At 43.0% G+C, this 14329-nt stretch carries 14 protein-coding genes; 5 read left to right on the top strand and 9 right to left on the bottom strand.

What is annotated here, in order from left to right; translation table 11 throughout:
* Positions 1-11: 11 nt before the first annotated feature.
* A complete protein-coding gene (locus NLBNIHML_RS02470) occupies positions 12-1433 on the bottom strand; it encodes a family 43 glycosylhydrolase (protein ID WP_494353685.1) in 1422 nt (473 codons plus the stop codon).
* 135 nt (positions 1434-1568) lie between these two features.
* Here NLBNIHML_RS02470 and NLBNIHML_RS02465 point away from each other — a divergent pair, with 135 nt between their 5' ends.
* Positions 1569-2354, top strand: a complete 786-nt coding sequence (locus NLBNIHML_RS02465) for an AraC family transcriptional regulator (RefSeq protein WP_339233583.1) — start codon at positions 1569-1571, stop codon at positions 2352-2354.
* 184 nt (positions 2355-2538) lie between these two features.
* Here NLBNIHML_RS02465 and NLBNIHML_RS02460 read toward each other — a convergent pair whose 3' ends face one another.
* The 7 genes from NLBNIHML_RS02460 to NLBNIHML_RS02430 all read right to left on the bottom strand — a co-directional run bounded on the left by NLBNIHML_RS02460 (position 2539) and on the right by NLBNIHML_RS02430 (position 10241).
* Positions 2539-3507, bottom strand: a complete 969-nt coding sequence (locus NLBNIHML_RS02460; RefSeq protein WP_494353684.1) for an ROK family protein — start codon at positions 3505-3507, stop codon at positions 2539-2541.
* Between the two features lie 237 nt (positions 3508-3744).
* Entirely contained in the window at positions 3745-4917 is a 1173-nt protein-coding gene (locus NLBNIHML_RS02455; RefSeq protein ID WP_339233579.1) for an MFS transporter, read from the bottom strand.
* A gap of 24 nt (positions 4918-4941) precedes the next feature.
* Positions 4942-5760 (bottom strand): MerR family transcriptional regulator, encoded by an 819-nt coding sequence (locus NLBNIHML_RS02450; RefSeq protein ID WP_339233577.1) that lies wholly within the window; start codon positions 5758-5760, stop codon positions 4942-4944.
* Between the two features lie 259 nt (positions 5761-6019).
* Positions 6020-6439, bottom strand: a complete 420-nt coding sequence (gene arsC, locus NLBNIHML_RS02445) for an arsenate reductase (thioredoxin) (RefSeq protein ID WP_339233575.1) — start codon at positions 6437-6439, stop codon at positions 6020-6022.
* Between the two features lie 25 nt (positions 6440-6464).
* The gene (locus NLBNIHML_RS02440) at positions 6465-7736 is read right to left on the bottom strand and encodes an arsenic transporter (RefSeq protein WP_494354660.1); all 1272 of its coding nucleotides are present in this window, start codon (positions 7734-7736) and stop codon (positions 6465-6467) included.
* Positions 7737-7835: 99 nt separating this feature from the next.
* Positions 7836-8162 (bottom strand): ArsR/SmtB family transcription factor, encoded by a 327-nt coding sequence (locus NLBNIHML_RS02435; RefSeq protein WP_339255268.1) that lies wholly within the window; start codon positions 8160-8162, stop codon positions 7836-7838.
* Between the two features lie 264 nt (positions 8163-8426).
* The gene (locus NLBNIHML_RS02430; RefSeq protein WP_494353683.1) at positions 8427-10241 is read right to left on the bottom strand and encodes a glycoside hydrolase family 43 protein; all 1815 of its coding nucleotides are present in this window, start codon (positions 10239-10241) and stop codon (positions 8427-8429) included.
* Positions 10242-10626: 385 nt separating this feature from the next.
* Between NLBNIHML_RS02430 and NLBNIHML_RS02425 the strand changes: the two genes are divergently transcribed.
* Positions 10627-11919 carry an alkaline phosphatase gene (locus NLBNIHML_RS02425; RefSeq protein ID WP_494354659.1) on the top strand — a complete coding sequence of 431 codons (1293 nt, stop codon included), beginning with the start codon at positions 10627-10629 and terminating at the stop codon, positions 11917-11919.
* 81 nt (positions 11920-12000) lie between these two features.
* Here NLBNIHML_RS02425 and NLBNIHML_RS02420 read toward each other — a convergent pair whose 3' ends face one another.
* Positions 12001-12723 carry a DUF421 domain-containing protein gene (locus tag NLBNIHML_RS02420; RefSeq protein ID WP_339243087.1) on the bottom strand — a complete coding sequence of 241 codons (723 nt, stop codon included), beginning with the start codon at positions 12721-12723 and terminating at the stop codon, positions 12001-12003.
* A gap of 288 nt (positions 12724-13011) precedes the next feature.
* Between NLBNIHML_RS02420 and NLBNIHML_RS02415 the strand changes: the two genes are divergently transcribed.
* From NLBNIHML_RS02415 to NLBNIHML_RS02405, 3 genes are all read left to right on the top strand, one after another.
* A complete protein-coding gene (locus NLBNIHML_RS02415) occupies positions 13012-13197 on the top strand; it encodes a hypothetical protein (RefSeq protein ID WP_124114832.1) in 186 nt (61 codons plus the stop codon).
* 52 nt (positions 13198-13249) lie between these two features.
* Positions 13250-13708, top strand: coding sequence for a hypothetical protein (locus tag NLBNIHML_RS02410; RefSeq protein ID WP_339255265.1), 459 nt, complete (start codon positions 13250-13252; stop codon positions 13706-13708).
* A gap of 93 nt (positions 13709-13801) precedes the next feature.
* Positions 13802-14272 carry a ferritin family protein gene (locus NLBNIHML_RS02405; RefSeq protein WP_342569909.1) on the top strand — a complete coding sequence of 157 codons (471 nt, stop codon included), beginning with the start codon at positions 13802-13804 and terminating at the stop codon, positions 14270-14272.
* Positions 14273-14329: the final 57 nt, after the last annotated feature.

The following is a 14329-nucleotide window of genomic DNA, read 5'->3' as shown; positions in this document are numbered from 1 at the left end:
TGTTGTAACTTTTACGCTAAAATAAATGCAGCGAGGCTCGCACTTCCCGAACCCCGATATGTAAAATACAACGCCTGTATACCATCCGGAATATTAATCTCGGCTGTATAGGGTTTCCAATGATTAGTGAAATGTACCGGTATTGTACCCAGTGCAGGACCGTCCCATGCTGTTTTGACCTCGAATACCCCGTTACAATATCCACGCACCTTGATTGAGACCTGGCGAATCCCTTTGCAATCAAAATACTTAAACCCTGCCGTTGCAGATTCAACCATATTGGCAATATAACCGATCTCTTCATCACCATCTCTTCCATCCTGGGTGATCTTCGGAAATCGGCTGTCCAGCCAGGCTCCTGCCCCGAAACCCCCAGTATACCTTTGATCCTCTCGGGTAAAAAGATTGCATGCAAGATACGCAGGGTACTCGCCTCTTCCCTCCAACGGTCTACCGTTTGAGCCGCAGGAGGTCATTTCCACCTGAGGAATGCTGCCGTCCTCTTCAAATGATATCTTCTCAATACAGCCCTGGCGGTTGAATGCGTCACCATTGGTATGACGGTGATAGAAAACATACCAGTCTCCGTTGATCTCTACAATGCTGCCATGGTTATTGCCTCCATAATTCATGGGTTTGTCAGCAGGTTTGTAGGAGTCGATATGGAGATCACAGTTGCTTACGATGACGCCCTGATATGTAAATCCTCTATTTGGAAACAGACTGGTGGCATAACATAATTCATGCATAACGATAGAGGAATATACCAGGTAGTAGGTATCCCCTCTCTTGCGTATGGAAGGTGCTTCAAAAAATTCATGGCCCTCATAACCGCTGCCCTTACTGTAAGGTTCGCTCGGTGCTACGAATACGGGTTCTTCCAAAATCGTCAGCATATCTGAACCTAACATCGTGGCCATCGCGCCATGTCTTGATGGGTCTCCAGGTGCACAAAAACCGGTATACAGATAGGTATGCGGTCCTTCAGTCATCACGCCGGGATCGAACTGCGGCTCATCCCCATCTCTTTCGCCGAGACGAGTGCCGTCAGCATATTGTACATACCCATAGAATTCATATTTGCCAGCAGGTGTATCACATACAGCCACCGAAACAACGGGTACCTTGTCTAACACATAATACAGATAATACCGTCCATCGGGACCCCGCGTAACATCTGGCGCATACAGGCACATATGACCATTTGGATTAAGGGGGTCATCAGTTTTTTGGTAGATTACCCCTTCATTTCGCCAATCCCCAAGGTCATTCACGGGTGCAGACCAGCATACATAATCGTTCAGACAGAAGGCATGTCCGTTAAAACGGTCATGTGAACCATACACATACACTCGTTCATTGAATACATAAGGCTCGCCGTCGGGGACATATTCCCAGGATGGAAGGTATGGATTCAAACCTTGTTTATTCATTCAATGCACTCTCCTTATATAAATTGATAGACCATCTATTACACTTACGATTACTTTCGTATAATAGAGAACAACTACAATGTTCCATAAGTGTCTCTATTTATTCCATAACCTGCATGGTAAAGGTGAAGAACAATGAATACGATTTTTTACGTCGAATATGATGCTGCCCATAACCATCCGTTTGTGTTTGATATTCCAGAAGGACATGATTGCTGGCTGTTAGTTGTTACGCAGACTCCTGCACAGTTCTGGGTGGGCGGGAAATTGATAGATTATCCACCTCATTGTGCCGTTCTCTATCCACCTCATCAGAAAATATATTATCGCTCTTGTACGGAGCAATATGTGAATGATTGGATTCGTTTCGAAAGTGATGAGATGTATGTAACCGAAACTTCCCTACCGAAGGGCGAACCATTTCCATTAGATGATCCTGAATTTTGTCACAAGCTGTTTCAATTACTTGTTGCTGAGCATTCTTTCCAGAAAAACAACCGAGAATCAACGATAGATTATTTACTACGAACGCTGTTCAACAAGCTGTTGGAGTCTTGCGTTCAAGAGAGTATTGGCCCGCAGCATTATCCTCTGATGAAGCTTCGAACAGAGATTCACAATAATCCGAGTCACCCATGGACAGTTGCTGCCATGGCCAAAACCATGAATATTAGTCCGGGATACTTACAGCTTGTATATAAGAACTCCTTTGGGGTGTCGTGTATGGAGGATGTAATTCATAGCCGAATTCGGTTAGCTAAAGAGTACCTCAGACATCATCAATATACGGTTGCAGAGATCGCCGACAGGTGCGGGTATCGTAATGTCGAGCATTTTTGCAGGCAATTCAAACAAATGACGGGTGTATCACCCAAGCGATTCATAAACGACATAAAGAACTCGGCTGACATAACAGAATGAGAGATAAATCTCACTCTCTCGCTCTGTCCAATGGGCAGTTACACTTAACTTTTTAGCCATCCAAAAGGTATACGTCAACGAGTTTGTTAGCGTTCTCTGCTGTCATTTTAAGTTAAGGTTTTAGCCTGTATAATGCAATGACATATTCTCAAGCATAATTGATCTATTATCATATTGTGATACTTTATAATGACATCTTGTTTTTGGCATATGCAGCCGCACCAATCATCCCTGCTTGCCCGCCTAATTTCGCTTGCACTATTTTACATGCATGGGATGAAAGCTTTAGCGCATGTTTCTCAACAGTGTTGCGCACTGTATTTAGCAATCGATCACCGGCTGCCGACATTCCTCCGCCAATAATAATCATTTCAGGATTGAACAGATTGATTACATTGGATAGACCAAATCCGAGAATCTTACCTGTCTCATGCATAACTTCAATTGCAAGTGAATCGCCAAGATCATATGCTTCCGAGATCATATGTGCAGTCATTGTCGTCCAATCCTCTCCTACCCATTCCAGAATCATACTTGATCGGCCTTCCTCAAGCTTGTCTGTGAGCGTTTTGACGATTCCTACCGCAGACACGTATCTCCCCAGACAGCCCGAACTTCCACAACGACAAGGCCGACCCTCCCGGTACATATTCATATGACCTATTTCACCCGCACTCGATGTAGTACCGTAAATAACCTTTCCGTCATTGACGATACCAGATCCCAGACCTGTGCCTAACGTTATCAATATCAGGTTTTTATAGTCTGTGCCTGCGCCAAACTGCCATTCACCATACAGATTTACCCGAACATCATTGTCGATGTAAACAGGAAATTCAAAATGTTTTTTCATATAGTTCACGACATGAATGTTTTCCCAGTCTGGAAAATTAGGTGAAAATATGGATAGTCCCTGCTCCGGATCTAATAATCCAGGAATGCCCATACCCATGCACAGAATAGAAGCTGGCTCAATCCCCTCAGAAGACAGCATTTCTTGGATAATGTGTACAATTCGGTTTAATACATGGAGCGGTCCTTTTACCGCCTCTGTAGGGTCGCTTCTTTCGTGAATTTTTTGAAACTCCAGGGTGAAAATGGAGGACTTAATTTTGGTTCCACCCAAGTCAATTCCGATGATATATTCTCGCATAATAATCTCCGCTCTCATTTAATTTGATATTGATGAACAAACAGCAGCAATTGGCTAATAAACTCATGCTCTATTCGGCCATGATGATGTACTATGATTCTCATTATAACTTTGTCATACACCTAAAAGATCTCTTATGCAGTGAATGCTGAAGAGATCTTTTTAATTTTAGATATAATCGATGATTGCATCTCAATAAAGCCAAGTACTTTAGAAGCAACAATTACCATCCTGAAATTACACTGGATCTGTTGTTTCCGTCCTGCTTCTCAAGTTCTTAAATAGTAATATGACAAGAAGTAAAGCAATGCCTACAGCTCCAAAACCCAACCAATTTAAGTACAGGACTGATGTACGACTGATCACAATCCCGCCTAATCCAGATCCCAGTGCAAAACCAAATTGGATAAACGACGTATTGACGCTAAGGGCAATATCAGGATTACGAGGTGCCAGTGTAACCAGATATAGTTGCTGGGCCGGAGATATGCTCCACGTGGCTAACATAAAAATCATTAAAACCAAGATTAACATCACAAGATTAACTCCAGCTAGAGCAAACAAAAGAAGAGTTACGCCTTGTAACAGAAGGCCTAGACCAATTGTAAACTTTGATCCCTTTGCATCTGCCAATTGTCCGCCCACTTTTGATCCGACAAAGCTGCAAATTCCCGCGAGAAACAGAACACCGCTGATCTCGGTCATGGTAAGTGTGGATGTAGCTTGCAAGAACGGCGTGATATACGTGAACAGTGTTGAATAGCCGCCGATATACAATAACGTAATAAGCAAGGCCGTCAGAATGAGTGGATTTTTTAAAATGGAGAGCTGCATTCTGAGGGTGATCTTTTCTTCCTCTTTGATTACCGGAACCTTTTTGTTGATAATAAGTAATGGAAGAACACTTAACAATCCAATCAATACAAATAGAACTCTCCATCCAAACCTTTCACTAAAAAATGTACCCACTGGGACACCGAGCACTAACGAACTGCTTAGCCCCATCAAAATGATGCCGATGGCATTGCCCCGCTTTTCTTTTTCAACCATTCGTGTAGATACGGCCATCGCTACTACAGTAACCATGCCTCCGCTAGCCCCTTGAACTATTCGTACCCATAGTAAAGTTTCGTAAGAAAGGTTAAAAAGCATGAGCCCGTTACTGGCAATAAACACACTGAGGGTGGACAACAGTAACTTCTTGCGATCCATATTTATTGTAATTGCAATGAGAATCGGGGCAATAATGGCGGCTGACAGAGCGAATACAGTCACCAGTAACCCCACTTGGGAAGTAGACACGCTCAAGTCTGAGGCGATCATTTCAATGACTCCTGTAATGATGTACTCAAGCGTTCCGATCAGAAAAACAGTTAACGCCAAGATATATATGATCCATTTATTTTTCACTTTACTCCACTCCGTCTTCTTCAGTTATCTATTTAGTATTGGGATCTGTATTTCTATGAATTGTGCATCTTGTTCTTGAGATAAGGGTAAATATAGTTCCCTACCCGCTTCGTTTTCCTTGATCTGATAGTTATTTTTCTCAATCCATGTAGCTAAATGAACACAGGCTTTGCAGGCAAAGGTGGCATTGGAACGATAAGCTATGGTGGCCATCATGGGCTCTGCAGGAAGAGTCCGGAGTTGAAATGGATATGGAGGTAATTGCAGCTCACAAGTTAAGAAATAACCTATTTCCAATTCGAACTTTTCCTCTTGTCCGGGGATTTCTCTCCACAAAACAACCTGTGGCCCCTGGATCATTTGACGTATTTCTTTGGTTAATGACTGATCAAAATGACGAAATAAACTCGGAATATCCTCATCCCCCCCGTACCCAGTCTGAAAAAGAAACTGCCGAGCACTTTCCTCTTTGATTCGGATTTCTTGCCCAGTTTCGACGTGCCCCTCTTCCTCCATAAGCTGCAAGCGTTCCTCAATTCGGACTAGTTTAGCTTGTTCTGTATCGATAATCTGCTGAATTTCGCTTTTTTTCAGTTGAAACATGCCTTGAATATTCTCCAATGTAATATGTTCCTGTAGCAATTGTGTGATTTGTGGCAACGTAAACCCCAATTCTTTATAAATGAGGATTCGGTTGAGCTCCAGAAGCTGATCTGCGGAATAGTAACGGTAACCCGTGTCGTGATCTACCTTTCTCGGTTTAAGTATGCCAATCTGGTCATAATAACGCAGTGTTTTTAACGAAACCCTACTTAGCCTGGAAAATGCACTGATCTTGAACAACATATCATCTCCAATCTATTAATATAATGCGAGTATATAGTTTCCCGTGCAGGGGAAAGTCAAGGGGAATATGCTTCTCATTTTTATAGTTAAATCAACTAAATCAACCATCATCCTTGTCTTCACTCTATGTTGGGCTTATGGGGAAGTCAAAGAACCGTTTCTGAATGAAACGTTCATTTTTTTTGAACAAAAAAATGCCACTTATCGTGGCATTCTCTCGGTATTCATTCAATTATCCTGCTCAGGCAGGGTTGTATTATTTTCCGGTTTCGGCAAATGCTTTAATACGTTCCCCGATCTGGTCACGGACCCTTTGGAATACGGCCCATTTCTCTTCATCTGTACCTTGCGCTTTGGCAGGATCATCAAATCCCCAGTGTTCCCGCTTCACATGTGGAGGCGTCATTGGACATTTATCTGCGGCATCCCCACACAATGTGACTACGAAATCAGCGTTGTTCAACAATTCTGAATCAATGATGTCCGAGGTTTGAGTCGAAATATCCAGATCAACCTCGTTCATGGCTTTAACTGCTTTTGGATTCAGACCGTGGGCCTCTATTCCTGCGCTATAGATGTCCCAGTCTTCACTCAGATATTTCTTGGCCCAGCCTTCGGCCATTTGACTCCGGCAGGAATTACCGGTGCATAGGAAGTACAGTGTTTTTTTACTCATGTTTATCTCTCCTTGTTATTTAAAGTTATAAAATGATTAACCACAGATACAGACCCACTAGGGTAATAAGCAGAGTCGGAATGGTGATTATGATACCTGTCTTGAAATAAGTGCCCCATGATATTTTGACACCTTTGGTGCTAAGTACATGAAGCCAGAGCAGGGTCGCGAGTGAACCAATCGGGGTAATCTTGGGACCTAAGTCCGAGCCAATAATATTGGCATAGATAAGCGCCTCTCGAACAGTCCCTGTTGCTGTCGTTGCATCGATGGCAAGTGCATCAATCAACACGGTAGGCATATTGTTCATCAGGGATGAAATGATTGCCGCGATAAAGCCCATACCCATTGTTGCAGCAAACAATCCTTGATCTGCTACAGCCTGAATGACTACGGCCAACAGATCGGTCAAGCCTACATTACGTAGACCATAAATCACGACATACATGCCGATGGAGAAAAATACGATGGCCCAAGGTGCTTCTTTGACAACCGATGCAGTCGGTACAGCAGAACTCCGGGAAGCCATGATCAGGAAGAATATCGCGACAATACCTGCCACAAAGGATACGGGGATTCCGAGAAATTCACTGGTAAAGTATCCAATGAGAAGAACCGCTAATACCACCCATGACAACCGAAACATCTTCATATCCTTAATGGCAGTTACCGGAGGTTTTAATTCACTCGCATCAAATCGTTTGGGAATACTCTTGCGGAAAAAGAGATACAGTACACTAATACTCGCCACCAGTGAGAACAGATTCGGAACAAACATTCTTCCTGCGTACTCCATAAACGTAATACCAAAGAAATCGGCAGACACAATGTTAACCAGGTTACTCACAACCAGCGGCAAGGAAGTCGTATCCGCAATAAATCCGCTGGCGATAATAAATGGAAATACTCTCTTTTCATCAAAATTCAGTGCACGTACCATGGCTAGAACAATTGGTGTCAGTATCAGTGCACCTCCATCATTGGCAAAGAAAGCAGAAACCACTGCTCCCAGGATGGAGACGTAAATAAACATTCGTACACCATTGCCATGAGCGGCTTTGGCCATATGTAAGGCAGCCCATTCAAAAAAGCCGATACGATCCAGAATTAACGAAATCAGAATGATTGCGACAAATGCAAGCGTAGCATTCCAAACGATTTGCGTTACATCCCAGACGTCATGAAGATCGACCACACCCACAAGTAAAGCAAGAATTGCTCCGCCGCAAGCAGACCAACCAATGGACAGGTTCTTAGGCTGCCAGATGACAAGGATTAGCGTAATTAAAAAGATCATGCACGCTAGCAGCGTAGAAAACAATATATTTCCCTCCTTTCAGTTCCGCCATCTGATTTATATTTGTATATAACAATATACTTATATATTGATTAAAAATTAATTACATCCGGATGTAAAGTTCTCTTTATTCAAAGACTTAAGAATCGTTGCCGTGTCCGGCATCAGTTCCAAGACAGATTTAATATAAGGTGTATTCTCTACATTTAAAGAGTAGTATACCCACTGGCCACGCTTATTCTCCTTAACCAAGCCTTGATCCTTCAGCTTGCGTAAATGCTGACTAATTCCAGGTTGTGACATGTCTAAAATCTCTACAAATTCACACACACACCATTCACGTTCTTTGAGGAGTGTAAGGATCGTAAGACGTGTTTTATCGCCCAACAATTTAATCTTTTCTGCTGCATTTTGAATGGAATCCATGTCACTTCCTCCTTCCGTTAAACATAAGTGCATGCTTATATTATAATATTAAAAATTTGAAGTCAACATATTCATGGGATCTTTGACATGAAAAATAAGGCGCGTAACTCAGTTCGAGCTCTGTCAACTCCTGTATATGTCCTCCAAAATATGATTTATTGATATGATTGTCAAAAACGCCTGTCAACACTGCTAAAAGCGAGTTTTTGACAGGCGTTTATATTGGATCAATTATGAAATAACGATTCAAATGAATGTCTTATGTTAGAGTATAACAGGCTGAATCAATCCGTCCTTGCCGAAAAGAAGCAGATCAATACATATTTCACGATGATAACCCTTTCCAGAGGAAAATCTGGAGAGTGGCGTGACAAAACGGTGATAGGCTATCCGGTACTGATCAGTTTCGGGCTCATTAAATATACAATGATGACCTGTGCCCAGCATGCCTTTCTCCACATTTTTGCTCAGAATCGGGTATTGATAGGTGATCGGACCGTATAATTGCTCTGACGTACCGTAATTCACATGATAGTTCTCACTGCCCGTATCATCACAGGACCACGTAAAGTGGTATAGTCCGCCCCGCTTCAACACCGTTACCGCCTCACGAAAATCATGGAGCCCTGAGAGATTGCTCATGGTGTCCTCTAAGACACTTGTCATGTCGTCACCAAGCTCCACAATGGCAGCATGTCCATTCCCGAATAGCAAATACGATTTTCCATCCGTTTCAGTATAGATAGAAGGGTCGATAGCTTGCCCCATGGTGATACTCAGACGTCTTAACTGCTGCATTGTGATCAAAGGCTGCGGCTCGGCCAGGAATGGCCCAATCGGTGTATCCGCTACAGCAACGCCGATGGCACTCTCTCCATTCAGCATTTTGCCACAGAAATAGAAATAGAACTTTCCGTTGCGGGTGGCAATGGCTGGTGCCCAGGCATTACCGGTTGCCCAGGTGACATCCTCTGTCCCCAGATCAAGGATCACACCTTCGTCTTGCCAATGCTTCAGGTCTGAAGAAGAAAACACCTTGAACTGTGTTCCCGACCACCCCTCGAAGCCATCTGTTGTTGGATACATATAGTAACGATCCTCAAACTTGGCGACATCTGGATCGGCATATTGTCCAGGAAGCACCTGATGACCATCCCCGTAAGCCGCGAGAAGTCGGCTGCACTCCTCAGTTGTGATGGGCAGGACACTTCCATGACGCTTTTGGTTCGTTCCCATATCAAAATCATCATCAGGAACGATTCGGAATTCTCCGCTTCCCAGATCTGTAGTCAGCAGAGGAAGATAACCCTTGCCTTCAGCAAATCGATCAACAATCAGGCACCATTCTTCCCGGTCATTGAATTTAAATATCTGAGGTCCCTCCACACCTGCCACAGCCTCCAGAATCGGGGCTTGCAGCGGAACAAACGCTTCTTTGTCGAGAGAGTCACCTTTTTCTACCCGTATGTTTTTGGTTGTTTCATCCTTGGAGTATCGATAGTAACAACCACCCGAAGGAAGAATCGTTGTATCAATAATATGATTATCCCGCTCAATGTATTTTTCCGATGCGGAGAACGTACGAAAGTCTTTTGTGCGAGCGCTGTATATTTTTTGCTTTCGTTCTTGCTCCTGAGGCTCTTGCGTTGCAGAAGCCCAAAATACGAGAAACTCATCTGTTGTTTCATCATACACCGCTTCGGGTGCCCAGACACAACCGGTCCCCTCAACTCCTAATGTAACGTTCCAGGGGGATGACCAATTCACGAGATTGCTGGATTCCCATATAATTACGTCCCGGCTCCCGGCATTAACGGCATGAGTCCATCCTTTGCCGCTTGCGATGCGCAGATCTGTAGCAATCAGATAGAATTTATTTTCCTTGACTGAACGAATCAGAAACGGGTCCCGTACTCCTTTTTCTCCAAGGTCAGAAAACAGCACAGGTGATCCGCCATTAAGATCCTTCCAGTGAAGACCATCCTCGCTATAGGAGAAATAAACCTGCTCTCCATCTGGTTGTTCGCCAATAAAATGTACAAATAGATACCCATTATAATTTGAAGATGATGTGGTCAATGGAAAAGCCTCCTGAAATGAGATTGAGTTTAAATGATTTACTTTAACTGAAAAATGAAAGCGTTCTACTTATGTTGTATCATACTTCAAAAATAGTGGAATGAGTATATTTTTATAATCTCGTCTGTTGTAGATCATGTGAATCTTTCGCTGGAAACCTATTGTCCAATACATCGCCTTATTTTGTTTATTTTACCTCAGGTATACAAAATTCTTGGTTTTCATTTACAATTGAATGCTAACCTTTTTAATGATGAACAAATGAATATAGATTCATGCATTCATTTTTGTTTTCGAGATATGATGAGGAGGAATCATTGTGAAATTATCCAAAAAAGTATTACCAGCGGTAGCGCTGACTCTGGCTGTATCGGCTTCTACTCTCTTGTCTGCGGGACAAGCAAGTGCCGTTCAAGCTGTAAGTGTGGAGAAAAAACAAATCAAGAACATCATCTTCCTCATTGGGGATGGCATGGGGACCTCTTATACTTCGGCCTACCGCTATATGAAGGATGATCCTTCAACGAAGGGCATGGACAAAACCGTATTTGACCCTTATCTGGTTGGGGCACAAATGACCTATCCGGATGATGATAAACAAAATGTGACGGATTCTGCTTCCGCAGCAACGGCCATGTCGGCGGGCGTGAAAACATACAATGCGGCCATTGCGGTTGACCCTGAGCAGAAGGAAGTCAAAACCGTACTTGAGCAGGCCAAAGAAAACGGTAAGTCCACCGGACTCGTGGCTACGTCGGAGATCACTCATGCCACACCAGCTGCATTTGGTGCCCATGATATCAGTCGAAAAAATATGGATGCCATTGCGGACGATTATTATGATGAGTTGATTAATGGCAAGCATAAGGTGGATGTACTTCTGGGTGGAGGGAAATCCAATTTTGTACGCGAGGGTCGGGACCTGACGAAGGAGTTCCAGAAGGCCGGATTCAGCTATGTGACGGATCGTTCCGCTCTCCTCGCTGATAAGAATCAACAAGTTCTTGGACTGTTTGCCGATGGAGGATTGGACAAGATGATTGATCGTACTGCTGCAACGCCATCATTGGCTGAGATGACCAATACAGCGATTGATCGCCTCAGTTCGAACGATAAAGGGTTCTTCCTAATGGTTGAAGGCAGCCAGATCGACTGGGCAGGACATGATAATGATATCGTTGGCGCGATGAGTGAAATGGAAGATTTCGCAGCAGCATTTCAGGCAGCTATTGATTTTGCCAAAAAAGATGGTGAAACCCTTGTCGTGGCTACTGCCGATCACTCCACGGGCGGACTTACGCTTGGAAAAGACGGAGAATACAACTTTTTCGTAGACCCGATCAAAGCTGCACTGCGAACACCAGACTTTATGGCAGCACAGATTGCGAAAGGTGCTTCGATTGAAGAAACACTGAAAAGTTATCTGAAACTCGAGTTAAAGGCCGAAGAGATTGAATCGGTGAAAGAAGCAGCCAAAAGTGCAGATGTAACGAAGATTGATAATGCCATTGAAGCCATTATTAATAGCCGTTCGTTTACGGGCTGGACCACAGGTGGACACACAGGGGAGGATGTTCCTGTATATGCCTACGGCCCGGCAAGTCATCGCTTCGCCGGTTTGATCGACAACACAGATAATGCGAAGATCATATTTGATATCCTCAGCAAGCACCAATAATTCCAGCATAATTCGGTAATTTATGATCATCCCTTCTCTTCTTTCATCTGAAGAGAAGGGATTTTTTCATTTCTGATGGTGTCACTCGACATCAATGGGATGTTTGATTTGATCCTCATAATAATCGATATAGATCCTGCCGTCGCTTCCTTTTACAGCATAAAATACATCGTTTATGTTCTTGCTTTTCGATTCAAGCTGTTGCATTAATTGCTTATCTGATATGCCATTTAGTTCTAGATTCTTGCTTAACATCGTTCCGTCCATAATTAACTCCACAGGCATGCGTTCAGGTTTGGACTCTACCTTCCTATGAACATCCTCAACCGTAGCCGTTCTATATTTGTTTTTTTTCATGACTGAAACTTGTCCATTCACTTCGAGTAAGGCGTACTCTACTTCCTCCATATTGAAAATGTCTTTCTGTCTTAGCATTTGGTTTAAGGAATCCAATGTCAGTTTATTCTTGGCGAGATTATTTTCAAGGATTTTGCCACCTTCAATCAATACGGTAGGTGAACCTTCTGCCAGTAGACGGATTTTTCTGCTTTTCAGATTTAATTTAGATAACAGATAAGAGGTTCCGGTAAAAACAATTAGAGAAATAATCAGATGTGTGACTTCTATTTTCTCGTTAAAAGCTAGATTGGCAGCTATGGCTCCCATGATGACTGCGGTGACAAATTCATGGAAGTTCATATCAGACAACGTTTGTTTTCCCAATATGCGAGCAATTCCCAATAAAAGCATAAAAGCAAAGATACTACGGATGAAGATAATGACATGTTCGTACAATACAAGCATCCTTTCGCGTGTTAGACAATTATGGAACTCTTTTAAGTATTCACCCAATTGTCCTTAAATATGTTGCCTTATGCATTACAAAATGAAACAAAACAACATGATCCGTTAATATGAGAAAAATGATATGAACATGAAATCAGTTTGGAACAAAACGCGGAGCATTTTATAGAGGGGATGGCGATTTTATTTCCGTTTGGGTTCGTTCTCGCTCCCGTATAGTCATGCATTATTTCCCATGAAGATGGGTACTCTAACTTAACCATCTATGTGTTGAAGGAGAGAAATCCGATGAATGCGGTTAACGACTGGTTGAGGCAGATTGCCCACAATTATATATTGATTGTGATTGCCGCGATACTCTTTTTTACGGTCAAAGCAATCATTGGATACTATACGTACAAGCATTATGATAAAAAATTAAATGCACTGTCAGATCAAATGGATCGTCTTATGGAGAAGAAAACGACGGACTGATTTAAGGCATGAAAATCCATAATTGAAGTAACTAGCTTTGGAGGAAAAATAAATGTTAGGAAATTTGCTTTTGGGTATGATTCTTCCCATTCTGTTGGGCGTGTGGGTTTTGCGACGACACGTTAAAATCCTCGTTATTTATTATCCACTGGGTGTGGCTATTGCTGCTTGTATCAACAACGTGGGGTTTAATTATTTCTGGAACATACTGCCGAACACTCGCAACCAGTCTTTTGCCGCTCTCCCTATGGACCTCGGTATCTATCCAATTGCCGGATGCCTGATGATGTATGCCATTTTAGTAAAAGGGGCGAAGCCATGGGCAGCCATATTTGCGGCCTCCTTATCACTGACATTCATAGAATGGATTGCTAAAATGCTGGGACATGTGATCTATTTTAACGGTTGGAACATCTTTTGGACTTTCTTGTCCTATCTCCTGCCATTTGTGCTGGCTTACGGGTACGGCGTGTTATTGAAACATCTACCCAGCGATCAAAACCCGGTCTGAAAAGTTAAACGCGTACATACAAAACAGCTAAGGGTTAACGCGGATGGGCATACGTGCATATGTTAACTCATATTCGTCTTGGAGGGATTCGTAATGTATGTGGCATATCCTTATGGTTACAGGTACACTTTTACTCCGGTATGGGCAACATCAACAGCCGAAGCACTTGAATTAATCAAATCCGCTGTGCAGGGAGAACGAAACGATGAGATGTTCTATGATTCACTGATTCAGTTATCACCTGATGCCAATCAGGCTGCCATCATCACGAGCATCCGTAATGATGAACGTGGACATAATCAAATGTATCGGCAAATGTACAAGGATCTGACAGGTCAGGAGATTTCGGGCGTAAGTAATGAGCCGGTTGAGAAGGTCACTTCTTATCTAGGCGGGCTGCAACAGGCGTTTCAAGGTGAATTGGCGGCCGTGGAAAAGTATCGGAGAATATGGTTTGGTCTCCCTTATGGCATATATAAAGACACGGTCTGGGGAATCATTCTGGACGAACAGAAACATGCGGATAAATATAACAATCTGATTACTTACAATCTGCCGAGATAGTCAGGTATGGGATAAACAAACGCGTGGATTCCTTCCCAGAAACACAATTGAAATCAG

It is taken from the genome of Paenibacillus sp. JNU01 (assembly GCF_059130585.1).
Note: the sequence above shows the minus strand (reverse complement) of the source record. Positions and strands in the feature narration are given on the sequence as shown.

Excerpts from the sequence above, each read along its gene's own strand:
- NLBNIHML_RS02470 (WP_494353685.1), bottom strand. The coding sequence starts at position 1,433 with ATGAATAAACAAGGTTTGAATCCATACCTTCCATCCTGGGAATATGTC.
- NLBNIHML_RS02465 (WP_339233583.1), top strand. The coding sequence starts at position 1,569 with ATGAATACGATTTTTTACGTCGAATATGATGCTGCCCATAACCATCCG.
- NLBNIHML_RS02460 (WP_494353684.1), bottom strand. The coding sequence starts at position 3,507 with ATGCGAGAATATATCATCGGAATTGACTTGGGTGGAACCAAAATTAAG.
- arsC (WP_339233575.1), bottom strand. The coding sequence starts at position 6,439 with ATGAGTAAAAAAACACTGTACTTCCTATGCACCGGTAATTCCTGCCGG.
- NLBNIHML_RS02440 (WP_494354660.1), bottom strand. The coding sequence starts at position 7,736 with ATGATCTTTTTAATTACGCTAATCCTTGTCATCTGGCAGCCTAAGAAC.
- NLBNIHML_RS02435 (WP_339255268.1), bottom strand. The coding sequence starts at position 8,162 with ATGGATTCCATTCAAAATGCAGCAGAAAAGATTAAATTGTTGGGCGAT.
- NLBNIHML_RS02420 (WP_339243087.1), bottom strand. The coding sequence starts at position 12,723 with ATGCTTGTATTGTACGAACATGTCATTATCTTCATCCGTAGTATCTTT.
- NLBNIHML_RS02415 (WP_124114832.1), top strand. The coding sequence starts at position 13,012 with ATGAATGCGGTTAACGACTGGTTGAGGCAGATTGCCCACAATTATATA.
- NLBNIHML_RS02410 (WP_339255265.1), top strand. The coding sequence starts at position 13,250 with ATGTTAGGAAATTTGCTTTTGGGTATGATTCTTCCCATTCTGTTGGGC.
- NLBNIHML_RS02405 (WP_342569909.1), top strand. The coding sequence starts at position 13,802 with ATGTATGTGGCATATCCTTATGGTTACAGGTACACTTTTACTCCGGTA.